Raw genomic sequence first — 26,869 nt, 5'->3', positions numbered from 1 at the left:
ATCGCTGGATCGATATGACGATGGACAGATTGGGGTATTGGGGCATCGGTCTGCTGATGTTTCTCGAAAACCTCTTTCCCCCGATCCCGTCGGAACTGATCATGCCTTTGGCCGGCTATTCCGCTGCTCAAGGTCAATTGGCTTTATTCCCTGCGATCGTGGCCGGTGTCGTCGGCACAATGGTGGGGGCTTTGCCTTGGTATTACCTCGGCCGCTGGCTGGGTGAAGACCGGATTCTGCTCTGGCTGGAGCGCCATGGCCGCTGGCTGGGCATCCGCCCTCATGAACTACAGCGATCGCGGCGTTGGTTTAACCGTCATGGTCGCAAAGTCGTGTTCTGGGGGCGGTTGATTCCTGGCATTCGTACCTTGATCTCGCTGCCCGCTGGCTTCGAGCGGATGCGGTTGCGGGAGTTTTTGATCTATTCCACCCTCGGTACCACGATTTGGGTGCTGTTGCTGACGCTGGCCGGCTACAAACTTCGGCGTAACTTTGCCCTTGTCGAGCAGTGGTTAGCCCCGGTTTCCAAAGGAGTTGCTGCTCTGCTGTTAGTCCTTCTGCTGGTCTGGTTAAGTCGCCGTTGGTGGCTGGCCCGGCAACGGGACACTGCGGAGGCACGGCGCGATCGCTAAAGTCTTGAAACGAATGGGCACGTTTCGCCCTGAGTCGGCGTCAAGATCACGGTTGTACTGCCGCAGGAATTGAACTGGTGTTGAGTCAACAACGGCCTTGGCATTGGTTGGCCCTGACGACCGCCGCCTTGCTAGTCTTGCCCGGCCCTGCCGTAACGGAACCATCGCCCCAACGATTGATCACTGTGACTGGACAAGGCCGCGAGTCCGTGACTGCCAAGCTGTTGGAAGTCAATCTCGGGGTGGAAGTCCAAGCTGCAACAGCCGAAGCGGCACAAGCAGAGGTTTCCCGCCGTGCCGATAGCTTGGTCAAGCTGTTGCGCGATCGCCGCGTCGAACAGTTGACCACCACGGGAATTACGCTTAGCCCCCGCTACCGCTATCGCGACAATCAACAAATCCCCGATGGGTTTACGGCAACCTACAGCCTGCAATTTCGTAGCCCCAGTAATGCTGCTGGTTCGGTGATTGATGCGGCGGTTAAGTCTGGGAGCACTCGTATCGACAGTATTCGCTTTGTTGCTACAGACCCTGAACTCGAGACGGCTCAAGCGACGGCCTTACGCGAGGCGGCGGCTGATGCTCGCCAGAAAGCCGATATCGTTTTGCGATCGCTAGGGTTGTCCGCCCAGGAGATCCAAACGATTCAAGTCAATAGTGCTGCAGCGCCTGGACCTGTGCCCCAGATGCGCACTGCGGTGGCCGATAGTGCCGCCAATGTGCCGATCGTTGGGGGTGAGCAGGATGTAACGGCCTCTGTCACCCTGCAAATCCGCTACTAGACTGCCTGCAGCGCCTGCCGTGGACCGTCTGCAACCCGCTGACTCTGGCTGGAGGAAGTCGATCGATCGCACGGCCCAGAAACGGGGGCTTTAGGCTGGAGAAAGGCCGCTTGGCTGCTCCTGTTCTTCCGCTCAAAGATTGCTATGGGCATCAGCCCTCCTTTCTCTGCCGTTGTTCTTGTTCTCCTCGCCCTAGCGATCGGAGCATTGCCCCGTCAAAAACCACTGACCTTGAGGGGTGTGGTGCAGCTAGACCCCCAAGCGATGCCCTGGCAACAGTCCCTGCTGGCACTGTTGCGGGGAAGTTTGGTCTTTGCGATCGCTGCTGGGTTAGATCTCGCGCGATCGCCCCTCTACCTGCTGGCGCTGCTAGCCCTGAGTGTTGGTGGCTACCTCAGTCAACGCCAACCGCTGCTCACCGCGATCGCGGTGGCTTTCTTTTGGGCTGATTGGCCAACCGCTACGATCGCCCTACTGCTGGGGATAGTCAGTGTGATCGTGGTGCAAAACAGCCGCTGGAGCTGGGCACTGGCGATCGCAGCCTTTCCGGTAGTGACGGCGTTGATGCATGGCCAAGATGGGGTACGGGTCGCGCTGACGGTGTTGTTGGCGCTCTGGTTGGTCATGGTCAGCACCCCTCTCTCCCCAGGCTTAGACACAGCCTTTTCGCGACCCGAGCGCGGCATCCGGGATTTGACCAGCTTGGTGGGAACCCAAGCTCCCATCGGGCACCGTGCCCACAACCTCGTGCAGTTGCATCAACAGAGTGGCGCGACGCCTCCAGCCTGGGTCTTGCAGCCCGGCGATGACCCTGAGTGGCTGTTGCAGGTGGCAGATGTGACCCCCGAGGAACCGCTGGCAGTGCTGTCATCACCTGTGGGCGGTAGCATTCAGGCCGAGGACTGTCAGATTGTGCGCGATCTGGTGGAGTTGCGTCAGGCTATCTACGTGGTTCTGGCCGACTACCAGCGTCAGCCCGTGGGCAGTGGCGTGGCGATTATCCTGCAGCGATCGCCCTTGGCGCGCTATGCCGGCTGGGTGATGTTGCGATCGCAGACCGTCGATATCTGGGGGCTTCCGGGCGATCGCCAAAATCTCCATCGCAGTTCTCGGCCCCGCGATCACTATCGTTGGGAGAACCAAACTGTCAGCTTGATGCCGAACTCGACCGGTGATTTGCCCCGCACCGTGCTCGATCGCCTTATGGCACGGCTGGAACCGCTACAGCGATCGCTGAGCCCCAATGAAGAATTAATGCTGGAGTGGGCGGATGATGGTGAGCAGGCTTGGCTGCTCCAACTGTTCGTCACGGTCTGTTCGTAATCCTGCTCAACTTGGCTTGTTATGACGGCATCTCCTCCTGAAATCAATCGCTTTCGCTTTGATAAAAAGCTCTGGGACAGCTTTATCCAGATTGCTCAGCCCTACTTCTATCCGCTGGAGAAAAATAGTCTCTGGGCATTTTCTGGGCTGCTGATCGCCCTGCTGATGGACGTGGTCAGCCTGACCTTCTTTGCCTTAGTGGGGGTCACCAAGCTGGGGGCAGCCGTTTTACCGGCTCAATTCGTTGATCTGGTGGCCAAGGGGCTGGTGCAGCAGGTTGATGCCTGGCTCCAATCGCCCTTTTTGGGTATCTGCGCCCTGATTTTTCTAGTTGGTGCCGGAGTCTTTGCCGCCTTTTGGCGCAAGATTCGGCACCGCTGGTTGCCCTGGCTGATGTTGGGTGGACTCATCTTTCTGTTGTTTGCCATCAATGGCATCAACGTTGGTATCACTTTTATCGCTCGGGTGCTGGAAAACAGCCTCGTCGCCAAAGAACAAGCCAGCTTCTGGCAGTTCCTTGGTATTTATGTGCTGACGCTAGTGATTGCCCTGCCCGTGCGAGGGGCACTCAGTTATCTGCCACTGAAGCTGGGGCTGCTCTGGCGGGAATGGCTCACCGATGATTTTCTGCGCCGCTATTTTGGCAATCGGGTCTACTATCGTCTCGATTCCAACTCGGCTGATACGGCAGTCGACAACCCAGACCAGCGGATCACTGAGGACGTCAAAGCTTTTACCGACACAACCCTGTCGTTCTTGATTCAAGTCTTTGATGCAGTCCTAACACTGATTAGCTTCACGGCGATTCTCTGGACGGTTTCCAAGCAGTTGACGCTAGGACTGCTCGCCTACGCCGTGATTGGGACGGCAATCTCAGTCTTGGCCGGGACCAAACTAATTCGGATCAACTTTGATCAACTGCGTCTTGAAGCGAACTTCCGGTACGGCATGGTGCATGTGCGGGATAACGCCGAAACGATCGCCTTTTATCAAGGGGAAGCTCAAGAACGCCGCCAAGTCCGCGATCGCTTTGGCCAAGTCCTGCTGAACTTCGATCGCTTGATCATCTGGAATACCATCCTTTCGGTCTATCAGCGCTTCTACGACTACTTCTCGCGAATTCCGCCCTACCTGATTGTGGTGCCGCTTTACTTCAGCGGCCAGCAGGATTTCGGCGTGATCTCCCAGTCAATTCTGGCTTTCTCGCAAATTTTGGGAGCGCTGTCGATCATCACCTACCAGATTCAGGAAATTTCGCGTTTCGCCGCTGGGGTCAATCGTCTTGGTTCCTTTGAACAGGTGATGCGGACGGTGGAGCGCACCGAAACCGATCGCAATCGTCCTCAGATCAGTACTGAATACGGCCCGTTGCTGCGGCTCGTCGATGTCATCTTGGAAACGCCGGACTATCGCAAAGTCTTGGTCAAGGATTTGAACCTCAGCTTGGCCGACCAAGAAGCCTTGCTGATCGTCGGTCCCAGTGGCTTTGGCAAAACTTCGCTGCTGCGAGCGATCGCCGGTCTCTGGAATAGTGGCCAAGGTCAGATTGAACGGCCATCTACGCAGGATATTCTCTTCCTGCCCCAGCGCCCCTACATGCTGCTGGGGAACCTGCGGTCGCAGCTGGTCTATCCCCATGCACCGGGCCGCTTCAGCGATGCGGAATTGCTGGATGCGCTGGAACGGGTCAATCTCCGTTACATCCTCGACGATCGCCCCGAAGGCTTTGATGCCCTTGAAGACTGGAGCAGTGTCTTCTCGCTCGGGGAGCAGCAGCGCTTGGCCTTTGCCCGAATCGTGCTCAGCCGTCCCAAGTTTGCCATCCTCGACGAAGGCACCAGCGCCCTCGACGTTGCCAATGAACATCGGGTTTACACGCTGCTGCGCAATCTGGGAATCAGCTACGTCAGTGTGGGTCACCGCCCTACCCTCTGCGATTTCCACGAAACCGTGCTGGAAATTCTGCCCGAGTCCCAGTGGCGCACCCTGAGCGCCGATGAGTATCGCGCCCAACAATAAGCCCCCGTAGACCCGAACAATCCTCTAATATGTAGTCATTATGACTTTGGGGGGATGTCATGACTGGCGTTGAAAACGTGGTCATTATTGGTTCGGGTCCGGCAGGGTTGACTGCGGCAATCTACGCAGCTCGCGCTAATCTCAAGCCCTTGATGTTCGAGGGCTATCAGCTGGGTGGCTTGCCCGGTGGTCAGTTGATGACGACAACCGAGGTGGAAAACTTTCCGGGGTTCCCAGAGGGCATCACCGGCCCTGAGCTGATGGAGCGGATGCGGGCTCAAGCTGTGCGCTGGGGTGCAGAACTCTACACCGAAGACGTGATCAGCGCCGACCTCAGTCAGCGTCCGTTTCGGATTCGTTCCCAAGAGCGGGAGGTGCTGGCCCACAGCGTGATCATCGCCACGGGAGCGACGGCCCGGCGTCTGTCTCTACCCGGCGAAGACCGCCTCTGGAACAACGGCATTTCTGCCTGCGCGATTTGTGACGGAGCTGCGCCGATCTTCCGTGATGGTGAACTGGTAGTCATTGGCGGTGGCGATACGGCGGCGGAAGAAGCGGTCTATCTGACCAAATACGCTAAGCATGTTCACTTGTTGGTGCGCAGCGATCGCATGCGAGCGAGTAAAGCGATGCAAGATCGCGTGCTAGCCCATCCCAACGTCACCGTCCACTGGCATACCGAAGCGATCGAAGCAGTGGGCAATACGCTGCTAGAGGCAGTGCGCGTTCGCAATAATCAAACTGGTGAAGAAAAAGCGATCGCGGCCCAAGGATTGTTCTACGCGATCGGTCACACCCCGAATACAAAACTGTTCGAAGGCCAAATTGAGCTGGATGGAACCGGCTACATTCGCACCAAGCCTGATTCCGTAGAAACCTCGCTGGAAGGCGTGTTTGCTGCGAGCGATGTGCAGGATCACGAATATCGCCAAGCAATTACAGCCGCAGGAACGGGTTGTGCGGCAGCACTGCTGGCGGAACGCTACCTGTCGGCTCATAACTTGCTGCAGGAATACAAGCAGGAAGCTGCAGCGGCAGAGCCAGAGACCAAGGCTGCAGCAACGCCTGCTGCCAGTCAGCCGGAAGCCTCTGAATTTGACCCTACGTCGGTCTACCACGAAGGCAGCTATGCCCTGCGCAAGCTCTACCATGAGTCCGATCGCCTCTTGGCGGTGCTCTACACGGCGCCAACCTGTGGCCCTTGCCGGACGCTAAAGCCGATCCTACGCAAAGTGGCGGAAGAGTTCTCCGATCGCCTGCACTACGTGCTGATCGACATTGATGCTGATCCGGAAATTGCCCAGTCTGCTGGTGTGGTTGGGACACCAACCCTGCAGCTGTTCAAAGACAAGGCCAAAGTCGATGAGATTCGCGGCGTCAAAATGAAGAGCGATTACCGCGCTCGCTTCGAGCAACACCTCCAGCCGGTAAGTCGATAGCATTGAGGGGTGAGTGCCTCATTCCCCCTCGAAGCTCTACAAGCGGGTCACTGGTTCAAGCTGATCTGTGGCGCAAGCTACCAGCACTTGCCAGTGATCCGTAACCTTGCTCTGACCTATGCCCTTGCCGGTGCCGATTGTGTCGATGTGGCGGCGGAGCCGGCTGTGGTGCGGTCAGCGCTGGCAGGACTCGCAGCCTATGAACGTCTAACAGGACGCGATCGCCCCTGGCTGATGGTCAGCCTTAACGACGGCGAGGATCTGCATTTCCCCCGCGCTTGGTTTGATCCCGATCGCTGCCCCACGGATTGCCCCAGACCCTGCGAGCGGGTCTGTCCGACCGATGCAATTACTTCCACTGGCGTGCAACGCGATCGCTGCTATGGCTGTGGGCGCTGTCTACCGATCTGCCCGCTCGGGCTAATTGAAGCGCAGGCTTGGCAAGTCGATGCTGCGGCTCTCTTGCCGGAATTACTGGACTTAGGGATCAACGCGATCGAGATCCATACCCAAGTCGGGCATCAAAAAGAATTTCAGCAGCTTTGGCAGCAACTACAACCGTGGCTGCCCCAACTGCAGGCGATCGCGATCAGTTGTCCGGCTCATCCCGAGGCGATCGCCTACCTCTGGGATTTGCAAGAACTCGTGGGCAACACGGTTGAAACCGTGATTTGGCAGACGGACGGCCGCCCGATGAGCGGTGATATTGGAGCCGGTACTACCCATGCGGCTGTGCGCTTCGCTCAAGCCATGCTGACAGAGGGGCCACCGGGCCATGTGCAGCTAGCGGGCGGCACCAATGCCCACACTGTCGCTAAGCTGCAAGAGCTAAAGCTGTTAGCACCCCAGGTTTCTCGCTTTGTCGCGGGGATCGCCTGCGGTGGAGCAGCACGCACACCGTTAGCTGAGTTGCTAGAGCCTTTGGCAGAACAGCAGCGATCCCTCGAAGCCCATCCCGAAGTTCTGCAAGCCGCAGTGACAACGGCGATCGCCTTGGTGGGGCCGCTCAAACAAGCGGTGGGTGGTGCAACGCGATCGATTCCGGCCTTCCTCCTACGAACCCCCTGATGTCTGAGACGCTTGCCTCCGAGACACTGACGCCTGAACTCGCAGCCGTGCGCGAAAAGACAGTCGTCGATAACCTCGATGAACTGCTGGAAATTCTGCCGCCCCAGCTCCGGGATCAGCTGCTGCGCCATCCCCAAAAAGACCGCTTGGTAGAGGTGGTGCTTGACCTAGGGCGCTTCCCTGAGGCGCGTTTTCCCGAGGGCGCAGAATACCTGTCGGAAACGCCAGTCAGCCGTGAAGACTTGGCCTATTGCGCTGCTCGGGTCGGTGATTTTGGTGCCGATAATCGGGCGGGAATCGAGCGTACCCTGCACCGGATAGGTGCCATCCGCAACCGCAAAGGCGAAGTGATTGGTCTCACCTGTCGAGTGGGTCGTGCTGTCTTTGGCACCGTCGGCATGATCCGCGACTTGGTAGAAACAGGGCAATCGCTGCTATTCCTAGGTCGTCCCGACGTTGGGAAAACCACTGCCCTGCGGGAAGTGGCACGGGTGCTGGCCGATGACCTACTCAAGCGGGTCGTGATCATCGACACCTCCAACGAAATTGCTGGCGATGGCGACATTCCTCATCCGGCGATCGGGCGGGCGCGGCGGCTACAAGTAGCGCGGCCAGAGCTACAGCACCAAGTGATGATCGAGGCGGTGGAGAACCACATGCCCGAGGTGATCATCATTGATGAAATCGGTACAGAACTGGAAGCCCTCGCCGCACGGACGATCGCAGAACGGGGCGTTCAACTGGTCGGGACGGCGCACGGCAACCAGATCGAAAACCTGATCAAAAACCCGACGCTGTCAGATTTGGTCGGAGGCATTCAATCTGTAACGCTGGGTGATGATGAAGCCCGTCGTCGTGGTAGCCAGAAAACGGTGCTGGAGCGTAAAGCGCCGCCCACCTTCGAAATTGCGGTGGAAATGCTGGAGCGCTACCGCTGGGTCGTGCACGAAGATGTGGCGAACACCGTCGGTCTACTGCTGCGCCAAGGTCAGCCCAATCCACAGGTACGGACGCTCTCGGAAGATGGCCGCGTCCTAATTGCGCCGGCTTTCAAAGATGCGCCCAAGCAACCGGCCTCCGTCACGCAGCAGACTTGGAGCCACACCAGCGATCGCGGCTGGCGATCGTCGGGACGGATGCGGCCACTACCGCCGGTACTAGATGTGCCGACAACGCGGGAAGATCTGCGTGACCCAGAGGTAGCCTTTGAGCAGGCATTGGCGACCGATGTAGCCCGTCCAGTCGGTCCCAATGGCGAAGAGCTACCGCTGCATGTCTACCCCTACGCAGTCAGTCGCCACTACCTTGAGCAGGTGATCGACACGCTGCAACTGCCGGTCTTGCTGACCAAAGATTTGGCAGATGCCGATGTGGTTTTGGCGCTGGCGGGGCAACTCAAAGGCCAGTCGAAGCTGCGTCATGTGGCTCGCAACCACCATGTGCCGATCCATGTGATCAAGTCCAACACGATGCCGCAGATTGTGCGAGCACTGCGCCGGCTCCTCAATCAAGAGCAGTTAGATGAGCCGGAAACAGTCAACTTAGAGCTGTTCACGAAGGCGGGTAAAAACGATGAGATTGAGGCGCTGGAAGAGGCACGGCTAGCAGTCGAGCAAATCGTGCTGCCGAAAGGCCAGCCAGTGGAACTACTGCCGCGATCGGCGATCGTGCGGAAAATGCAGCACGAACTGGTGGAGCATTACCGCCTCAAATCCGCCAGCTTTGGCGAAGAACCGAACCGGCGTCTGCGGATTTTTCCGGCCTAACGCCTGTTGATTAAGCCTGACCTCAGTTGCTGCGATCGCCCTCAAAAGTACTGCCGCTGCTGGGGTCCTTGGTCGTTGTCTATTGTCGCAATTGCGATCGCTGAAGTCCGAGTCTGACCCAGCTGGGGGCATTTGCTCAGATAATTCGGTTAGAAGACGACGCCGAAACACTCACCATGCCTCAGTACCGATCGCGCACAACGACTTACGGCCGTAACATGGCTGGCGCCCGAGCACTTTGGCGTGCCACGGGTATGAAGGACGAGGACTTTGAAAAGCCGATCATTGCGGTCGCGAACTCCTTCACCCAGTTTGTGCCGGGGCACGTCCACCTCAAGGACTTGGGTCAACTGGTGGCGCGGGAGATTGAGCGAGCCGGTGGTGTCGCCAAGGAATTCAACACAATCGCGGTCGATGACGGCATCGCCATGGGCCACGGCGGTATGCTCTACTCTTTACCATCGCGGGACTTGATCGCCGACTCGGTTGAGTACATGGTCAACGCCCATTGTGCTGATGCGCTGGTCTGCATTTCCAACTGCGACAAGATCACGCCGGGGATGCTGATGGCGGCGCTGCGGCTCAATATTCCCGCCGTGTTTGTCTCCGGTGGCCCGATGGAAGCGGGCAAAGTCATCCTCAATGGTGAAGAGCGCCACCTCGACTTGGTCGATGCCATGGTTGTCGCCGCCGATGATCGCGAGTCTGATGAAGATGTGGCCACGATTGAGCGATCGGCCTGCCCCACCTGTGGCTCTTGCTCGGGCATGTTCACGGCTAACTCGATGAACTGTCTGACGGAAGCGCTGGGCTTGAGTCTGCCGGGCAATGGTTCGTTGCTGGCAACCCACGGCGATCGCAAAGAGCTGTTCCTCGAAGCGGGTCGTTTGGCAGTCAAACTAGCGAAACAGTACTACGAGCAGGATGACGAGTCGGTCTTACCCCGCAGCATCGCCAGCTTCAAGGCCTTTGAAAACGCGATCTGTCTCGACATTGCGATGGGCGGCTCGACCAACACGGTCTTGCATCTACTAGCGGCAGCTCACGAGGCGGGTGTGGACTTCACGATGAAGGACATCGATCGCCTCTCGCGCAAAATCCCTAACCTCTGCAAGGTCGCGCCCTCGACGCAGAAGTACCACATGGAGGACGTGCATCGAGCGGGCGGTGTGATCGCCATCCTCGGGGAGCTCGATCGCGCTGGGCTGTTGCATCGCGAAGTCCCAACCGTCCATAGCCCCAGTCTGGGAGCAGCTCTCGATCAGTGGGATATCAACCGAGAAACGGCGACGGAGGAAGCGAAGTCACGCTATCTGGCGGCTCCGGGCGGGGTACCGACCCAGGAAGCTTTTAGCCAGTCGAAACGCTGGACCGCCTTGGATCTCGATCGCGAGAATGGCTGTATCCGCGACATCGAACACGCCTACTCGCAAGATGGGGGTCTGGCGGTGCTTTACGGCAACTTGGCCGAGCAGGGCTGCATTGTCAAAACAGCCGGCGTCGATGAAAACATCCTTGTCTTCTCGGGGCCAGCGGTGGTTTGCGAAAGCCAAGATGAAGCCGTCAACTGGATTCTGAACGGGCGCGTCAAGGAAGGCGATGTTGTTCTGATTCGCTACGAAGGTCCGCGCGGTGGCCCCGGTATGCAGGAAATGCTTTACCCCACCAGCTACCTCAAGTCGAAGGGCTTGGGTAAGGCCTGTGCACTGATTACTGATGGACGTTTCTCGGGCGGTACGTCCGGCCTCTCGATCGGTCATGTTTCGCCGGAGGCGGCGGAAGGCGGTCTCATTGCGCTGGTAGAACAGGGCGATCGCATCGAAATCGACATCCCGAATCGCCGCATTCATCTAGCGGTCTCGGAGGAAGAACTGGCGCACCGCCGTGCTGCTATGGAAGCGCGGGGTGACCAAGCTTGGACTCCGAAAGATCGTGATCGCCCGATTTCCCAAGCGCTACAAGCCTACGCAGCCATGACGACCTCGGCGGCCCGGGGCGGCGTCCGCGATCTCAGCCAAATTCTCGGATCTCGCTAGCGATCGTTGAGGGTTTCACTGTGCGAGAGGGGTCAGATGCTGGGCCCCTCGGCTACTTGTTCTGCTTGCCCATCCAGCGCAGGCAGAAAATCTTGAGAAAAAACTTGACAAAGCATTTTCAGGCTTTTAATTTAGTTAAGGCACAGCCATTGGGGCGTCGCCAAGCGGTAAGGCAGCGGATTTTGGTTCCGCCATTCCTAGGTTCGAATCCTAGCGCCCCAGTTCTTCTCTGAATCAGTTATGGCATCCCTTCTCGCCCTAGATTTCGATGGCGTTTTGTGTGATGGCTTGCGCGAATATTTCCTCGCGGCTTGGCAGGCGGGCTGCGATCGCGATCCCAGTTGGCCGGAAGTGCCTGAGCCGAGTCTAGAAGATCGCTTTCGGTTGCTACGGCCCGTGATTGAGCAGGGTTGGGAGATGCCCGTGCTGCTGCAAGCCTTACGGAGGGAAGTTGCAGATGCAGAGGTGTTGGCAGACTGGCCTCAGCTCTGCGATCGCGTCTTGAAAGACTGGGGCCTAACCACCACAGAACTCTCTCAAGCAATGGATCGGGTTCGCGATCGCTGGATTAAGCGCGATCGCAAGGAGTGGCTGCAACTGCATCACTTTTACCCCGGCGTGGCGGAGCGTTTGGCCCAGCAGACCGCACCTTGGGTGATCATCTCCACCAAAGATGGCCGCTTTATCGCCGAGTTACTGGAACAGATTCCAAATCTTCAGCCGCCTTTGGCGATCTACGGCAAGGAAGTTGGCGTCCCCAAGACTCAAACCCTGATTCAACTGCAAGTGGAGTTTGAGCAAATTGCTTTTGTCGAAGACCGCTTACCGGCCCTGGAAGCGGCTGCCCAGCTCGAAAGCGTTGATCTTTACCTCGCGGATTGGGGCTACAACACCGATCGCGATCGCCAACAAGCGATGACGAGCGATCGCATTCAATTGCTCCGGTTGACCGACTTCAGCAGCGGGCGATCGCCCGCGTTGGCTGCATCACCCGTCGAGTCATAATGCGCCTCGTACAATAGAGGGCTGACCTACTGCTGCCCCGAGGGATTGTTGTGAGCGCTGACGCACCCGTTTGGATTGACGAAGTCTTTGAAGATCGCGTTCGCTACGGTCTGCGGGGGCAAATCCTCTGGGAAGAAACCAGTCCCTTTCAAAAAATCACGATCGTCGATACCGAGCACTACGGACGGGGTTTGCTGCTCGACGACTGCTGGATGACGGCTGAGCGCTGTGAGGTTTGCTACCACGAATATCTCGTCCATCCACCCCTGACGACGGCTGCCAGCATTGCGCGCGTGCTCGTGATTGGTGGTGGCGATGGTGGCACCGTCCGTGAAGTTTTGCGCTATGCCGAGGTTGAGCAAGTCGATCTCGTCGAAATTGATGGCCGCGTCGTCGAGTTGTCTCAGGAATATTTGGGGGCGATCGGCACTGCTTGGGCAGACCCGCGCCTCAACGTCAAAATTGGCGATGGCATCGCCTTTGTCCAGACTGCGCCCGACGCCAGCTACGACGTTATTCTCGTCGATGGCTCCGATCCGGCCGGCCCTGCTGCTGGTCTGTTTAACCGCGAGTTCTACGAAAATTGCCGCCGCGTCCTTAAACCGGGTGGGGTCTTTGCCAGCCAAGCCGAGTCGCCCGATAGCTTCCTCGCGGTTCACCTGGAGATGATTGAAACGCTCTCAGCCGTGTTCGCTGAGGCGAAGCCCTACTACGGCTGGGTGCCGATGTATCCGAGCGGCTGGTGGAGCTGGCTCTACGCTAGTGATACGCCGGGACAATTCCAGAAACCTCAGAGCGATCGCCTTGCTGCGATTGAGCCGCAAGTCGAAATTTACAATCGCGACATTCATCAAGCGGCTTTTGCCCAGCCTAATTTCGTTCGTCGGGGTCTGAGCGCTCGTCAAGGCTAAGGATTTGTGCGATCGCTCAGGCGGCGGCTGAGCAAGACTGCAAAACTGCCGCCAATCAAGCCGATCAGTAGCCACTGACCTGCTCTGTGGCCTTTGCGTGTGGCGATCGCCGTAGCCCAGAGACCCGCTGCACAGTGGACGATCGCGGCCGCGATCGCAATTTCTAGTAGCGGGGTTGGCCAACCGGCCAGTAGCCAATCCACAACAGACTCCCTCCTTTTTGCAGGCGTATCCTAGCAGTCTGCTTTCACAATCTGCTAAAACTTGTCTGCGAATGGCCCGGAGGCTCTTCCAATGCGTCGTTATCCACTCATCACCGCTGCCCTACTGACTGCTGGAGGGTTGGCAGCCGTCCCCGTCCCCCCTGCCCAAGCCGCCCTGTTTGGACAACAGCCGATCGCAGAACAACAGGCCGTGGTCATCCTGCGTCCGCTTGGCATCAACCGCTACGACGTGCTGGTCATTGAAGAGAAACAGATTGGCAGTCAGCGCTGTTGGCGCGATCGCGGCGATGGTACCGTCGAGCCGCTGCTGCTCAACTTTGACTTCACTGGCATTTGCGATCGCGCTACTGACAGCAATGGCTATTCCCTGCGCATGGGCGGTGAAGAGTTGGGTCTGCGCTACCGTCTCGAAGTCCGTACCCAAGAGTCCCAAGCGCTGCTCGTGGCAGTGCCTTTTGATGGTCGCAGCCCTACCATTCCCCTAGGTACTACGCGCCGCCTAGTGCGTGACTTTCTCAAGGTCGACCTACTTCCCAACTGGAAACTGGCCCGCCGCACCTACGAAGGACAACCTCTCGGACACTACTACTTCTCCGCCGATCAGACCCTGGCGGCCTACAGTGCCAGCAATCCTAATTTGGTAGCGATCGCCCCTCAGCAGACCCCCTCTGCCGCTTTGCGGCCGCTCACTCCGTCAGCGCTGCCTAGTGTGGGAGATCAGCAACCGATTCCGATTCCCGTGGTGCGCCTCGATCAGCCGAACCTCAGCCCGAGCCCAGCCACTCGTCCAGCGATGCCGATCACACCGGCTCCCGCAGCCACCCTCCCTTTGCGATCGCCCAATTTTCCAGCAGCCCAGCAACCCACACCTGTCACGCCAGCCCCGACTCCCTCCCTTCGTCCCTTGCGATCGCCGACCCCTGCACCGACTGCAACGCCCAGCACCGCCAGTAATCCCGATCGCTTCACCATCAGCCGGAATGGACAACTCAGCAGCGATGCCTTTCTGGTGATTGTGCCGGTCACCGCCGGTAGCCCTCAGGCCTTAATTCAGCGGATTCAACAACTGGGAGTTCCCGCCAGCAATATTTTTGAGCGGGGGCCGCGCGAAGTGGCACTCGGCCCCTTCCGCAACCGCAGCCTAGCGGAACAGTGGCAAACCCACCTCAGCCAGCAAGGGGGACTCAACGGCAGAGTCGAGTTTGGTCGCTGAGTAGGACAATTAGCTAACCGGCATAGTCAAAGCTTGCCAGCTCGACAGTCACCCGCTAGTATTAGCGCAGGTGAGGAGTGAAAGGAATAAGCCTCCGGAGTCGAAACACGGAAAGACGCCCGGAGGTTTTTCCTATTCAGAGATATTTTTAGGCTGGTGTGAATTCTCGTTTTTCACACGCAACGCCCTGCCAGTAACAATCCAATCAAAAAGGGACTTGGAAAACCAAGTCCCTTTCTTTTGTGCAGAAGTTGAGTAAAACGGCTTGAAGACAGAGAGTCCTGCCTTCAAGCTACTCGAACTACTTGACGCTGACTTTGGCGCCGGCTTCTTCCAGCTCTTTCTTGGCTGCTTCGGCGTCGTCTTTGGACACACCTTCTTTGATCGGTTTGGGAGCTGCTTCCACCAAGTCTTTGGCTTCTTTCAGGCCCAAGCCGGTGATACCGCGGACGACTTTCAAGACAGCGATCTTCTTGTCGGCCGGAACTTCTTCCAGGACAACGTCAAATTCGGTCTTCTCTTCGACGGCTTCAGCAGCAGCGCCAGCAGCGGCAGCTACCACAACACCACCGACAGGAGCAGCAGCGCTCACGCCGAAGGCTTCTTCAATTTGCTTGACCAGTTCTGCTGCTTCCAGCAGGGTCAAGGTTTTCAAAGATTCGAGAATTTCGTCGGTTTTAGCAGACATGCTTTCGCACTCCGTTGGAATCAGTTTGGACAACAATCAGACACAAACCAGCGCAGCAATTACGCGTCGGTTTGTTCGGAAACGGCTTTGATACCGCGTGCCAAAGAATTCGGGACTTCTTTGATGCCCACGGCGAGCTTGGTTGCTACACCGTTGATTGCGCCAGCAATTTGCGCAATCAGGACTTCCTTGGACGGCAGATCGCCAATGGCTTTCAGCTCATCACTGCTGAGCAGACGGCCTTCCAGTAGACCACCGCGAAGTTCAGTCTTCTTGGTGTCTTTCTGGAACGCTTGGTAGGCCTTAATGGCACTGCCCGGGTCATCTTTGACCAGCACAAAGGCGTTAGTGCCTTTGAGCAATTCGGTTAGAGGCTGCCAGTCGTCGGCATCAGCGATCGCGCGACGCATCAAGGTGTTTTTGGTCACCTTGCAGACAGAGTTGCTGGCTTCCAGACGATTGCGGAGATCGGTGATTTCAGCGACCGTCAGGCCTTGGTAGTCGACGACAAACGCCATTTGCGCCTCATCAACAAGCCCTTTGAGCTCAGTGACGATGTCTTGCTTATTGGCTAGCGTTCTTCCCATCTTTATCTCACCTCCTGGGCGGGAATCGGAATGGAATCTTGCTCTTGCAACAAAAAAGCTCCGGCAAATTCGGTTGCCAGAGCGAAATAGATCAACAGTACGAAGACTGTGGGGACTACCTCGGCAGGATGCTTCAGTTGCGGTGCAACACCTGCTGTCTCTGGTAATGCTATTTAGTTACAACGGTTGAGCAATACTCTTAACTCAGAAATGAGTGTTAAACCCTGTTTAGGCTTCAGCCAGCTTCGGGTCGCGCAGGGCGTTGATGTCGACTTCGATGGCGGGTCCCATGGTTGCCGAAATGTAAACGCTCCGCCAGTAACGGCCTTTAGCGCCCGAAGGACGGTTCCGGTCGATGGTTTCCTGCAGGGCTTTAAGGTTAGCCAAGAGGTCATCTGCCGAAAAGGAGGCTTTACCGAACAGGACGTGCACAATCCCGGTGCGATCGGCACGAAATTCCAGCTTACCAGCTTTGAACTCGTTAACGGCCTGTTCAAGATCAAAAGTGACTGTGCCACCTTTGGGCGAGGGCATCAGACCGCGGGGACCAAGTTGCCGACCGAGTTTAGCCACTTGGGGCATCACATCGGGTGTGGCGATCAGCAAGTCAAAGTCCAAGAAGCCTTTGCTGATTTCTTCGATCAGTTCTTCAGAACCGGCAATGTCAGCGCCTGCAGCCTTGGCTTCAGCGACCTTTTCACCCCGGGCAATGACAGCAACGCGGATGGTTTGACCGGTGCCTTTGGGCAGCGCAACGGTTGTCCGCAGCTGTTGGTCAGTGTACTTGGGATCGATGCCGAGACGGATGTGAGCTTCTGCCGACTCCGGAAACTTGGCAGTCGCCGTTTCCTTGAGCAGGTTCAGAGCCGCAAGAGGCTCGTAGGCTCGATCTTCAACTTTCTTCTGCAGCTCTTGCAGACGACGAGAAACTTTACGAGTCATGGTGTTTTCGGGGTGTTAGCGAGGGCTGACCTCTCCCCACTCCTTTTTGAAAATGAACGACAGGAATCCCGACCCTAGTCGGCGATCGTGACACCCATGTTGCGGGCAGTGCCTTCGACGATGCGCATGGCGGCTTCAACGTTTTTGGTGTTGAAGTCCGGCAGTTTGGTTTCAGCAATCTCGCGCAGTTGCGCGGTCGTGATTTTGCCGACTTTGGTTTTGTTGGGGTTACCCGAACCACGCTCAATCCCAGCAGCTTTGGCGATCAACACCGAAGCGGGCGGGGTTTTGAGAATGAAGGTGAAACTGCGGTCTTCAAAAACGGAGATTTCGACCGGAATGACCAAGCCAACTTTGTCTTGGGTCCGGGCGTTGTACTCCTTACAGAAGGCCATGATGTTGACGCCGTGCTGACCCAGGGCAGGACCCACGGGAGGCGCCGGGTTAGCTTTGCCAGCGGGCAAGGCTAACTTAATCAGTGCAACGACTTTTTTTGCCATCTGAGAACTAGTTCTGCTTCTGAACCTGGTTAAACTCCAATTCCACTGGCGTGTCGCGTCCAAAAATGGACAGCAGAGCTTTGAGCTTGCTGCGTTCTGGACTGACCTCGATCACAGTGCCTTCGAAGTCTTTGAACGGACCGGAGAGCACCAAAATCTGATCGCCTTCGGCAAGGTCGATTTTGACTGTGGGTTTTTGCTCTTGAGCCCGCTTGAAAATGCGACCAACTTCGCCTGGACTGAGTGGCATCGGCTTGACGTGGCCGCGCCCCCGACCGTACGGGCGCTTCTGCTCGGCGCCGACGAAGTTGATCACGTGAGGAGTGTTTCGGACAATCTGCCAAGCGTCGTCATCTAGGATCATGCGCACTAGCACATAGCCTGGAAAGACTTTTTCTTCAGCCGATTGACGACTGCCATCCTTCTTGAGCTTGACGATTGGCGTTTCGGGGATTTCGACCTGAAGGATGCGATTAGCCGCATCAAGGGTCTGTACCCGTTGCTCAAGCGTGGCTTTGACGCGTTTTTCGCAACCTGAGGCCACTTGAACGGCGTACCAGCGAGCCTTCTCACTGGCAACGCTGTCATCTGCGGAGAGCAACTGCTCTTCGTATTGGTCGGTCACAGTGAAGTTCACCCAAATACGCGACTAGACGCCCAACTGAACAGTTCGTTGATCAGGTAGATCAACGTTGCCGAGAGACTGACCATTAGCAGAACGGCAGCAGACTCACTAATGAGTTGCTGTCGCGATGGCCAGACGACTTTACTCAGTTCGGCCCGAGTTTCTTGTAGGAAACTCACCAGATTGAGACCAGAAGAAGCTTCGTCAGGAACGTTGCTCTTCCGTACTTTTTCGGCTGCGTTGTTTTTGCTCACAGAAGGTCCTCTTGCGGATGCGATCGCATCCGGCTGGCAGTTCAGCGGCGAGGATGCCGGTAAAACCGACAAACACCCGAGGATCTAGAATAACGGAAAACACCCTAAGAGGGAATGGCTTCCACTGCGATCGCAGGGCTGTCATCCGGCTCGACAACAGTGGCTGTAACGGGTTTACTGACTTGAAATTGCAGCTGTCCCTCGGCATCGACATCGACGATCAGTGCATCACCGGCGTCAAATTGCTGTTCAAGAATCAGTGAAGCGACGGGATTTTCGATTAGCCGCTGGATTGCCCGCTTCAGGGGGCGTGCGCCGTAGACGGGGTCGTAGCCGCGATCGGCCAGATTGGCTGCCGCTGCTGGTGTGACGTTGAGAGCGATCGCCTGCTCCGCCAGCAGTCGTTTGAGCCGCTGCAATTGGATGTCCACAATCTGCTGCAACTGTCCGCGAGAAAGCGGTTGGAACAGGATTGTGTCGTCGATCCGGTTGAGAAATTCTGGCCGGAAATGTTGCCGCAGCGCTCCCAGCACTTTCAGCTCCACCGCGTCGAGGCTGGCTTCCTCTTCACCCATCTCCAGGATGAACTGGCTGCCAATGTTGCTGGTCATCACAATCACGGCGTTGCAGAAGTCGATGGTGCGGCCTTGCGAGTCGGTGATCCGGCCATCGTCGAGCACCTGCAGCAGTAGGTTAAACACATCGGGATGCGCTTTCTCGACTTCGTCGAACAACACTACCGCGTAGGGATGGCGCCGGATGGCTTCTGAGAGCTGCCCGCCTTCTTCGTAGCCGATGTAGCCGGGGGGCGCCCCAATCAGGCGCGAGATCGAATTCTTCTCCATGTACTCCGACATGTCGAAGCGAATCAGCGCATCTTCGGCATCGAACAGACAGTTGGCGAGGGCGCGAGCTAGCTCGGTTTTACCGACACCCGTGGGCCCCAAGAACAGGAACGACCCGATCGGGCGGCTGGGATCTTTCATCCCCGCTCGTGCTCGCCGAATCGCCGCAGCGACGGCGACGACCGCTTCATCTTGGCCGATCACCCGTTGGTGCAAGAAACTTTCGAGCTGGAGCAGCTTCTGGCGCTCCGACTCCAGCAAACGTTGCACCGGAATATTGGTCCAACGCGCCACGATTTCGGCAATATCGGCTTCTTCTACCTGCTCGCGCAGCAAGGTTTGCCCATTGGCGTGCAGGGCTTGAATCTGCTCCTCGATCGCCTGCCGCTGTTGTTGCAGGGCTTCCAGTTGCCCAAATTTCAGCTCAGCACCTTTGTTGAGGTCATGCTCGCGTTCGGCCTGATTAACCTGCTGACGTAGGGTTTCTTCTTCCTCCTGCAGGCGGCCGAGTTCTTCCAGTAGTTGCTTTTCCTGCTGCCACTGTTGATTGAGTCGGGCTTGCTGTTCTTGCAGCGTTTGCAGCTCAGTCTGGATTTGCTGAAGGCGATCGCTGTGAACGCTGGCCTGTCCGTTCTCGCCGCTAAGTGACAGTTGCTCCATTTCCAGTTGCAGGAGCCGTCGTTCCAAATCCTCCAGCTCGCTGGGTTTGGAGGTGATCTCCATCTTCAGTTGCGCTGAGGCTTCGTCGATCAGGTCGATCGCTTTATCGGGCAAGAAGCGATCGCTGATGTAGCGATGGGAGAGTTTAGCCGCTGCCATCAGAGCGCCGTCGGTAATCTTGACGCCGTGGTGGCCCTCGTAGCGTTCCTTGAGGCCGCGCAGAATTGCGATCGTGTCTTCGACGCTGGGCTGGCTGACGTAGACCTGTTGGAAGCGTCGTTCGAGGGCTGGATCCTTCTCGATCGTGCGGCGATATTCATCGGTCGTTGTCGCGCCAATGCAGCGCAATTCGCCCCGCGCCAGCATCGGCTTGAGCAGGTTGCCCGCATCCATGGCGCTGCCTTGCTGACCTGCCCCAGCTCCGACGACGGTGTGTAGCTCGTCGATGAACAGCACCATTTGGCCATCGGAGTGGGTGACCTCGTGCAGAACTGCCCGCAGCCGCTCCTCGAACTCACCGCGATATTTGGCACCAGCAATCAGGGAACCCATATCGAGGCTGATCAGCCGCCGTTGCTTGAGCGAATCCGGTACTTCACCGGCAACAATCCGCTGGGCCAAGCCTTCGGCGATCGCAGTTTTGCCGACACCCGGTTCACCAATCAGGACGGGATTGTTCTTACTGCGCCGCGATAGCACTTGAATGACGCGACGAATTTCCAGATCACGGCCAATCACCGGATCGAGTTTTTCCTGTTCCGCCAGCGCTGTCAGATCGCGACCGTACTTGCTGAGGAAGGGATAGCTGGGTTCGCTCTCTTCTGCTTCAGCCTCATCGGCAGCGGGCGATCGCAACGCTTGAATCGTTGTCTCGAGTGTTTTGGCATCGAGTTTGAGACCCTGCGCCAAGCGACGACCGATGCGATCGTCCTCCACGAAGCCCATCAGCAAATGCTCAACGCCGATGAACTCGTCTTGCCAGAGTTCTCGCGCCCGTTCTGCTAAGTCCAGCAGGCGATCGAGGCCGCGTCCTAGGTAGAGCTGCGTACCCGAGGCATTGCGAGGCTGCCGTCGTGCAAAGTCTTCGAGGGGTTGCCGCAGGTTGGCAACTGCCACCCCTGCTTTCGCCAAAATTTCTGCAGCTACCCCCGACTCCTGATCGAGCAAGGCCAGGAGGACGTGCTCCACTTCCAGCTGCTGTTGCCGCAGTTGGCGAGCCACAGTTTGCGATTCGACGATCGCATCCCAGGCTTGGTCTGTAAAACGATTGGGGTCGGTGGGCTGCATGGAAACTCTAAAACTGACGGGTGGGCGAGCGATCGCTCCGGTTCCACTATCTCAGGTGGGCTGAGGCTGGCGATCGCGACTCAAAGCTTAGGCGGCGGGCTGGGCGCTGGCGCCAGAAGTCCCGGTTTGAATTAATTCGACTTTGTAGCCATCGGGATCTTCAACAAAGGCAATCACGGTGCTGCCATGTTTCATGGGGCCGGGCTCGCGGCTAATTTTGCCGCCTCTGGCGCGAATCGCTTCGCAGGTGGCGTAAATGTCGTCGACGCCGATCGCAATGTGACCGTAGGCATCGCCCAGCTCGTATTGCTCTTTGCCCCAGTTGTAGGTGAGCTCGAGGACGGTGTGGTCTGCTTCTTCGCCGTAGCCCACAAAGGCCAGCGTAAATTCCCCACCGGGGTAGTCCTTGCGCCGCAGCAACTGCATGCCCAGGATCTCGCAGTAAAACTGTAGCGATCGCTCCAGATCCCCGACTCGCAGCATCGTATGCAGTAGTCGCATCAGGTCGTGCCTCCGGCTGAGATTGGCGTTCTTCCCATTGTGGAAGGAAGTGGGCCGCGATCGCTGCAACGCAGAAGCCTGAAAGGTGAGCCGGTATGATTTGTAACGGCCTAACCGATGTCCTAGACATTGGCGATCGCCACACCTCTGGGAAGTCCCCTTTCTGGGGCCCCATTGCTTCGACTGTCACATAGCCAAGGAAGACTGCCGCCGATGCCAGACGATTACGGGACGCAGATCGCCGAGATCACAGCCCGCGAAATTCTCGACTCGCGGGGTCGCCCTACGGTTGAGGCAGAAGTCCACCTCGAAGATGGATCCGTAGGTTTAGCCCAAGTGCCGAGCGGTGCTTCTACCGGCACCTTTGAAGCTCACGAACTTCGGGACGACGACCCCAGCCGCTACGGTGGTAAAGGCGTTCAGAAAGCGGTTGAAAATGTCTCTGCGATCGAAGATGCGCTGATCGGATTGAGCGCTCTTGATCAAGAGGGTCTTGATAAGGCGATGATCGCGCTGGATGGCACGCCTAACAAAAAGAATTTGGGTGCCAATGCCATTCTGGCCGTCTCTTTGGCAACGGCCCATGCCGCTGCAACCAGCCTGAATCTGCCGCTCTATCGCTACTTGGGCGGACCGCTGGCCAATGTGCTGCCCGTGCCGATGATGAACGTTATCAACGGTGGTGCTCACGCTGATAACAACGTGGACTTCCAAGAGTTCATGATCATGCCGGTTGGCGCACCGAGTTTTAAAGAAGCCCTGCGCTGGGGTGCGGAAGTCTTCCATGCGCTGGCCAAAGTCCTCAAGGACAAAGGTTTGGCAACCGGTGTTGGCGACGAAGGGGGCTTTGCACCCAACCTCGGCTCCAACAAAGAAGCCTTGGAACTGCTGCTGACTGCGATCGAAGCAGCTGGCTATAAGCCGGGTGAACAGGTCGCTCTGGCGATGGATGTCGCCTCCAGCGAGTTCTACAAAAATGGCCTCTACACCTGTGATGGCGTTAGCCACGAACCTGCCGGCATGATTGGCATTCTGGCCGATCTGGTCAGCCAGTACCCGATCGTTTCGATCGAAGACGGCCTGCAAGAGGACGACTGGAGCAACTGGAAAACCCTGACTCAGCAGCTCGGCAGCACCGTGCAGTTGGTCGGTGATGATTTGTTTGTGACCAACCCCGATCGCCTGCAATCAGGGATTGAGCAGGGCGTCGGCAACGCGGTGTTGATCAAACTCAACCAGATCGGCACGCTAACGGAAACACTGCGCACGATCGATTTGGCAACTCGCAGCGGCTATCGCTCGGTGATTAGCCACCGTTCTGGCGAAACCGAAGACACCACGATCGCCGATCTGGCCGTGGCCACCCGCGCTGGTCAAATCAAGACTGGTTCACTCAGCCGTAGCGAACGGATCGCTAAGTACAACCGCTTACTGCGCATCGAAGCAGCACTCGGCGAAAACGCGCTCTATGCAGGGGCGATCGGCCTAGGACCGAAAGGCCGCTAGGTGCTGCCTCTCGCCACCACGGATGGCAATTGGAGCGATCTCTTGGGGGTCGCTCCTCTGTTCATCCTGTTTTTGATTGCTTGCTACGGCATTTGGCGCAGCGATCGCAAATCCGGCTAAGTCACCGATCGAACTGGCTCATTGCCGCAAGTAAGAAACCATCCACCCCGGCTTGTCGAGTTCGCTGGGGCACATTTTCCAAGCATCCCCGCCGGCGATCGCTAGGATCAACAGGTTGCCGTCATCGAGCTGTGGATGTCCGTTTCGTTTTCTTCGCGCCAACGCCTCGCCATGCTGGGGCAATACATTCGTCCCTATTGGCGGCCTGCCGTTCTGGGCATTGTGGCGCTGCTGGCGGTCAATGGAGTGGGTGTCGTTCTGCCCCTGCTGATTCGAACTTGCGTCGATGACGTCCAAGACGGCCTGGGCTTTGGGGACGTCGTTCGCTATAGCGCTCTGATTTTGGGGCTAGCCTCGGTCATGTGGGTGATCCGCATGGCCTCGCGGGTTTTGCTCTTTGGGGTAGGCCGCAAGGTGGAGTTCGATCTCAAGCAGCGTCTATTTGAACATTTGCTGCGGCTCGAACCCACCTATTTCGCCAATATGCCGCTGGGAGATTTGATCAACCGCGCCACCAGTGATGTGGAAAGTATTCGCCGCTTGGTCGGTTTTGCGGTTCTCAGTCTGGTCAACACAATCTTTGCCTACGTGCTGACGTTGCCCTTGATGCTGGCAATCGATCCCCTGCTCAGTTTGGCAGCGTTGGCAGTCTATCCAATTCTGTTGCTACTGGTTCAACTCTTTAGTCAGCGACTGCGGCAAGAACAGCAGGATGTGCAGGAGGAGCTATCGGAGATTAGCCAGCTGATCCAAGAGGATATGAGTGGCATTTCGCTGATCAAAATCTATGCGCAAGAATCGAACGAAAGAGCAGCTTTTGGTCGACTGAATCAAAAGCTGCTGAAATCGAACCTCAAGCTCACAAAAACTCGAAACGTTCTCTTTCCACTCTTAGAAGGTTTAGCTAGCTTTAGCCTGTTGATTTTGCTCTGGCTGGGAGGACAAGCGATCGAAGGCAATCGCATTACGGTGGGCGACTTAATTGCTTTGATTCTCTACGTCGAGCGACTGGTCTTCCCGACGGCATTACTCGGCTTTACGATTACCGCTTTTCAGCGTGGTGAAGTCAGCGTCGATCGCATTGAAGAAATTCTCCAGCATCCACCGCTGATCCAAGATGTTCCTGAAGCCTTGGTGGTGCCGCCTTCTGAGTTGACTGGTGCGATTAAAGTGGATGGACTCACGATTCACTATCCGGGCCAGCCTCAACCCGCGCTCTCAAATATCAGTTTCATGGTTCAGCCTGGCGAAACGATCGCGATTGTTGGGCCGATTGGTTCGGGTAAATCAACGCTAGCCAACGCTTTGCCCCGTTTGCTGGATGTTCCGACTGACAGCATTTTCTTAGATGGGTTGGACATTACGCAGCTATCACTGAATAGCCTGCGCCGCGCGATCGCCTACGTGCCGCAGGATAGTTTTCTCTTCAGCTTGCCGATTCGCGACAACATTCGCTACGGCAATCCTGAGGTCAGTGAAGCCGAGATTATTGCCGCCGCTCAACAGGCACAAATCGATCGCGAAATTCTCAATTTCCCGCGTCGCTACGACACCTTAGTGGGTGAGCGGGGGATTACGCTTTCGGGTGGTCAACGTCAGCGCACGGCCTTGGCCCGCGCCTTGTTGCTGCAAGCGCCGGTTCTGATCTTGGATGATGCTTTAGCGAGTGTCGACAACCAAACAGCAACGCAAATTCTGCAGGCTTTGAATGGCGATCGCGATCGCCAGAGAACCGTGATCTTCATCTCACACCAGTTAGCTGCTGCCGCAACGGCCGATCGCATTTTGGTGCTCGATCGTGGTCATTTAGTTCAGAGCGGATCGCATCGTGAACTGTTAGCGACGGAAGGACTCTATCGCAGCCTTTGGGAGCGTCAACAGTTGGAGGAACTCTGCGCTTAAACCAGATTTTGAGGTGTTTTGACTCGAACGGTTGCTGTTCTTGTGGGAGAGCGATCTAGGCGGGGGACTAAAGCCCCTTATTGCTTAAATGGAGGCGCTATTGATAGTTTCGCTGGCTGGGAACTAACGTCTTGAACTCCAAACGATCGCGATGCAGTTGTGGTTCTGTGTTGCTGTATTCCCAAGCTGCGACATAGCTGAATTGATCGTCTCGTCGCAGGGCTTCACCGTCTTCAGTTTGATGTTCCTCGCGGAAGTGGGCCCCGCAGGATTCTTCACGGTGCAGAGCATCCACAATCATCAGTTCACCCAGCTCTAAAAAGTCAGCCAACCGGAGCGCTTTCTCTAGCTCAGGATTCAACCCGGCTGCTGAACCCGGAACTCGCACCCGATCGCGAAAAGTCTGCTGTAGATGTTGAACCTGTTGCCGCGCTTTGAGCAGGCGATCGCGATCGCGGCTGATGCCGCAAGCATCTAGCAAAATCTCGCCCAGTTCACGATGCAAACTATCGACACTGCGATCGCCCTGAATCGCGAGCAATTGATCAATGCGGGCTTGAGCTTCAGCAAGGGCTTCCTGACAGGCCGGATGATCGGGTGTTATGGCAGTCTGGGACTGACCAGCAAGCCAGCCGGTAACGGTGGCGGACGCAATGAAATAACCGTCGGCGAGGCCCTGCATCAAGGCACTCGCACCCAGCCGATTCGCCCCGTGATCGGAGAAGTTGGCCTCGCCCAGCACGAATAGACCCGGCAGGTTGCTCATCAGGTTGTAATCCACCCACAGTCCGCCCATGGTGTAGTGGGGTGCAGGGTAAATGCGCATCGGCGTGGCGTAGGGATCCTCGCCACTGATGCGGGCATACATGTCGAAGAGATTGCCGTATTTGCGCTGAATTTCGGCCTGACCATCGCGGGCGATCGCCTCTGCAAAATCCAGATAGACGGCGCGACCCGTTCCACCAACGCCGTAGCCGCGATCGCAAATCCGTTTTGCCTGACGGGAGGCAATATCCCGCGGCACCATGTTGCCGTAGCGAGGATAGCGGGTTTCTAGAAAGTAATCGCGATCGATCTCGGGGATTTGATCCGGCGATCGCCGATCGCCTGCTTGTACCGGAACCCAAACGCGTCCATCATTGCGTAGGCTCTCGCTCATCAGAGTCAGTTTTGACTGATAGGCATCGCCACTGGGAATGCAGGTGGGGTGAATTTGGGTGAAGCAGGGGTTGGCAAAAAATGCGCCCCGTCTATGCGCCCGCCAAGTCGCTGAAGCGTTGGACTTGACCGCATTGGTTGAGAGGTAATAGACGTTGCTATAACCACCCGTGCAGAGCAGGACCGCTGCCCCAGTTTCAATGGACAGTTCTCCTGTGCGGAGATTGCGAATCACCAGACCCCGCGCATTGCCATCGACGGTTACAAGGTCAAGGACATCGGCATGGGTGTGTAATTCCACCGTCCCCGTCGCCACCTGACGCATCAAAGCGCCGTAAGCGCCGTAGAGCAGCTGCTGACCCGTTTGTCCCCGTGCATAAAAAGTCCGCGAGACGAGAACACCGCCGAAGGTGCGATTCGCTAAGGTGCCGCCGTACTCGCGGGCAAAGGGGACGCCTTGGGCCTCACATTGATCAATGATGGCGCCGCTCAGTTCTGCCAAGCGGTAGACATTGGCATCGCGCGATCGAAAGTCTCCGCCTTTGAGCATGTCGGCGAACAACCGAAAATCGCTGTCCCCGTCGTTCTGGTAGTTTTTGGCGGCATTGATCCCGCCCTGAGCCGCCACGCTATGGGCTCGTCGTGGGCTGTCGTGGTAGGTAAAAACCTTGACTCGATAGCCCTGTTCCGCCAAGGTTGCGGCGGCAGAAGCCCCGGCCAGACCTGTACCCACTACCAGAATGTCGAACTGCCGCTTGCGCAGCGGACTAATCAACGGCAATGTGTCACGGTAGCGCTGCCAAGCCCCTGCCAGAGGGCCTTGGGGCAGCTGGGCATTCAGAATCACAGCACGATACTCAGGGCAATCACACTGCT

The 26,869-nt window shown here is 57.2% G+C and carries 23 protein-coding genes, 1 tRNA gene and 1 other annotated feature; of the genes, 14 read left to right on the top strand and 10 right to left on the bottom strand.

Annotated features, from left to right (window positions below; genetic code table 11):
- Positions 1 to 14: 14 nt before the first annotated feature.
- The 11 genes from SYC_RS04780 to speE all read left to right on the top strand — a co-directional run bounded on the left by SYC_RS04780 (position 15) and on the right by speE (position 12,981).
- The gene (locus tag SYC_RS04780) at positions 15 to 632 is read left to right on the top strand and encodes a DedA family protein (protein ID WP_199290787.1); all 618 of its coding nucleotides are present in this window, start codon (positions 15 to 17) and stop codon (positions 630 to 632) included.
- 77 nt (positions 633 to 709) lie between these two features.
- Positions 710 to 1,414: an SIMPL domain-containing protein gene (locus tag SYC_RS04775; RefSeq protein ID WP_011243216.1), complete on the top strand. Its 705-nt coding sequence runs from the start codon at positions 710 to 712 to the stop codon at positions 1,412 to 1,414.
- A 144-nt stretch (positions 1,415 to 1,558) separates the two neighbouring features.
- A complete protein-coding gene (locus SYC_RS04770; protein ID WP_011243215.1) occupies positions 1,559 to 2,737 on the top strand; it encodes a hypothetical protein in 1,179 nt (392 codons plus the stop codon).
- A gap of 21 nt (positions 2,738 to 2,758) precedes the next feature.
- On the top strand, positions 2,759 to 4,756 hold the full coding sequence (locus SYC_RS04765; protein ID WP_011243214.1) for an ABC transporter ATP-binding protein/permease: 1,998 nt from the start codon (positions 2,759 to 2,761) through the stop codon (positions 4,754 to 4,756).
- Positions 4,757 to 4,815: 59 nt separating this feature from the next.
- Entirely contained in the window at positions 4,816 to 6,195 is a 1,380-nt protein-coding gene (gene trxB, locus SYC_RS04760) for a thioredoxin-disulfide reductase (RefSeq protein WP_011243213.1), read from the top strand.
- Positions 6,196 to 6,204: 9 nt separating this feature from the next.
- Entirely contained in the window at positions 6,205 to 7,263 is a 1,059-nt protein-coding gene (gene ldpA, locus SYC_RS04755) for a circadian clock protein LdpA (RefSeq protein ID WP_011243212.1), read from the top strand.
- Positions 7,263 to 9,029 (top strand): R3H domain-containing nucleic acid-binding protein, encoded by a 1,767-nt coding sequence (locus SYC_RS04750; RefSeq protein ID WP_011243211.1) that lies wholly within the window; start codon positions 7,263 to 7,265, stop codon positions 9,027 to 9,029. The genes ldpA and SYC_RS04750 overlap by 1 nt, the downstream gene beginning before the upstream one ends.
- 176 nt (positions 9,030 to 9,205) lie before the next feature.
- Positions 9,206 to 11,065 (top strand): dihydroxy-acid dehydratase, encoded by a 1,860-nt coding sequence (gene ilvD, locus SYC_RS04745; protein WP_011243210.1) that lies wholly within the window; start codon positions 9,206 to 9,208, stop codon positions 11,063 to 11,065.
- A 150-nt stretch (positions 11,066 to 11,215) separates the two neighbouring features.
- A tRNA-Gln gene (locus SYC_RS04740) sits at positions 11,216 to 11,287 on the top strand.
- 18 nt (positions 11,288 to 11,305) lie between these two features.
- On the top strand, positions 11,306 to 12,070 hold the full coding sequence (locus SYC_RS04735) for an HAD family hydrolase (RefSeq protein ID WP_011243209.1): 765 nt from the start codon (positions 11,306 to 11,308) through the stop codon (positions 12,068 to 12,070).
- Positions 12,071 to 12,120: 50 nt separating this feature from the next.
- The gene (gene speE / locus SYC_RS04730; RefSeq protein WP_011243208.1) at positions 12,121 to 12,981 is read left to right on the top strand and encodes a polyamine aminopropyltransferase; all 861 of its coding nucleotides are present in this window, start codon (positions 12,121 to 12,123) and stop codon (positions 12,979 to 12,981) included.
- On the opposite strand, the gene SYC_RS04725 is transcribed toward speE, so the two are convergent.
- Positions 12,978 to 13,184: a hypothetical protein gene (locus SYC_RS04725; RefSeq protein WP_011377654.1), complete on the bottom strand. Its 207-nt coding sequence runs from the start codon at positions 13,182 to 13,184 to the stop codon at positions 12,978 to 12,980. The genes speE and SYC_RS04725 overlap by 4 nt on opposite strands.
- A 91-nt stretch (positions 13,185 to 13,275) precedes the next feature.
- On the opposite strand from SYC_RS04725, the gene SYC_RS04720 reads away from it, so the two are divergent.
- Positions 13,276 to 14,418, top strand: a complete 1,143-nt coding sequence (locus SYC_RS04720) for a DUF3747 domain-containing protein (protein WP_011243207.1) — start codon at positions 13,276 to 13,278, stop codon at positions 14,416 to 14,418.
- A 301-nt stretch (positions 14,419 to 14,719) separates the two neighbouring features.
- Here SYC_RS04720 and rplL read toward each other — a convergent pair whose 3' ends face one another.
- The 8 genes from rplL to gloA form a co-directional block, all read right to left on the bottom strand.
- Complete coding sequence (gene rplL, locus SYC_RS04715; protein WP_011243206.1) at positions 14,720 to 15,106, bottom strand: 50S ribosomal protein L7/L12; 387 nt, start codon at positions 15,104 to 15,106, stop codon at positions 14,720 to 14,722.
- Positions 15,107 to 15,165: 59 nt separating this feature from the next.
- Positions 15,166 to 15,693: a 50S ribosomal protein L10 gene (rplJ, locus tag SYC_RS04710; protein ID WP_011243205.1), complete on the bottom strand. Its 528-nt coding sequence runs from the start codon at positions 15,691 to 15,693 to the stop codon at positions 15,166 to 15,168.
- A gap of 42 nt (positions 15,694 to 15,735) precedes the next feature.
- Positions 15,736 to 15,875 (bottom strand) — a sequence feature (ribosomal protein L10 leader region).
- A gap of 46 nt (positions 15,876 to 15,921) precedes the next feature.
- Complete coding sequence (gene rplA / locus SYC_RS04705) at positions 15,922 to 16,635, bottom strand: 50S ribosomal protein L1 (protein WP_011243204.1); 714 nt, start codon at positions 16,633 to 16,635, stop codon at positions 15,922 to 15,924.
- 74 nt (positions 16,636 to 16,709) lie between these two features.
- The gene (gene rplK / locus SYC_RS04700; RefSeq protein ID WP_011243203.1) at positions 16,710 to 17,135 is read right to left on the bottom strand and encodes a 50S ribosomal protein L11; all 426 of its coding nucleotides are present in this window, start codon (positions 17,133 to 17,135) and stop codon (positions 16,710 to 16,712) included.
- 7 nt (positions 17,136 to 17,142) lie between these two features.
- On the bottom strand, positions 17,143 to 17,760 hold the full coding sequence (gene nusG, locus SYC_RS04695; RefSeq protein WP_011377657.1) for a transcription termination/antitermination protein NusG: 618 nt from the start codon (positions 17,758 to 17,760) through the stop codon (positions 17,143 to 17,145).
- A gap of 8 nt (positions 17,761 to 17,768) precedes the next feature.
- A complete protein-coding gene (gene secE, locus SYC_RS04690) occupies positions 17,769 to 18,014 on the bottom strand; it encodes a preprotein translocase subunit SecE (protein ID WP_011243201.1) in 246 nt (81 codons plus the stop codon).
- Between the two features lie 104 nt (positions 18,015 to 18,118).
- Positions 18,119 to 20,806, bottom strand: a complete 2,688-nt coding sequence (gene clpB / locus SYC_RS04685; RefSeq protein WP_011243200.1) for an ATP-dependent chaperone ClpB — start codon at positions 20,804 to 20,806, stop codon at positions 18,119 to 18,121.
- Between the two features lie 87 nt (positions 20,807 to 20,893).
- Positions 20,894 to 21,307: a lactoylglutathione lyase gene (gene gloA, locus SYC_RS04680; protein ID WP_011243199.1), complete on the bottom strand. Its 414-nt coding sequence runs from the start codon at positions 21,305 to 21,307 to the stop codon at positions 20,894 to 20,896.
- A gap of 213 nt (positions 21,308 to 21,520) precedes the next feature.
- Between gloA and eno the strand changes: the two genes are divergently transcribed.
- Together eno and SYC_RS04670 are read left to right on the top strand one after the other, a co-directional pair.
- Complete coding sequence (eno, locus tag SYC_RS04675) at positions 21,521 to 22,813, top strand: phosphopyruvate hydratase (RefSeq protein ID WP_011243198.1); 1,293 nt, start codon at positions 21,521 to 21,523, stop codon at positions 22,811 to 22,813.
- A 255-nt stretch (positions 22,814 to 23,068) separates the two neighbouring features.
- Entirely contained in the window at positions 23,069 to 24,835 is a 1,767-nt protein-coding gene (locus SYC_RS04670; protein WP_011243197.1) for an ABC transporter ATP-binding protein, read from the top strand.
- A 97-nt stretch (positions 24,836 to 24,932) separates the two neighbouring features.
- Here SYC_RS04670 and SYC_RS04665 read toward each other — a convergent pair whose 3' ends face one another.
- Entirely contained in the window at positions 24,933 to 26,840 is a 1,908-nt protein-coding gene (locus SYC_RS04665; protein WP_011243196.1) for a fumarate reductase/succinate dehydrogenase flavoprotein subunit, read from the bottom strand.
- Positions 26,841 to 26,869: the final 29 nt, after the last annotated feature.

The organism is Synechococcus elongatus PCC 6301 (genome assembly GCF_000010065.1).
Taxonomy (GTDB): domain Bacteria; phylum Cyanobacteriota; class Cyanobacteriia; order Synechococcales; family Synechococcaceae; genus Synechococcus; species Synechococcus elongatus.
This window is presented reverse-complemented; position numbering and strand designations above follow the sequence as displayed.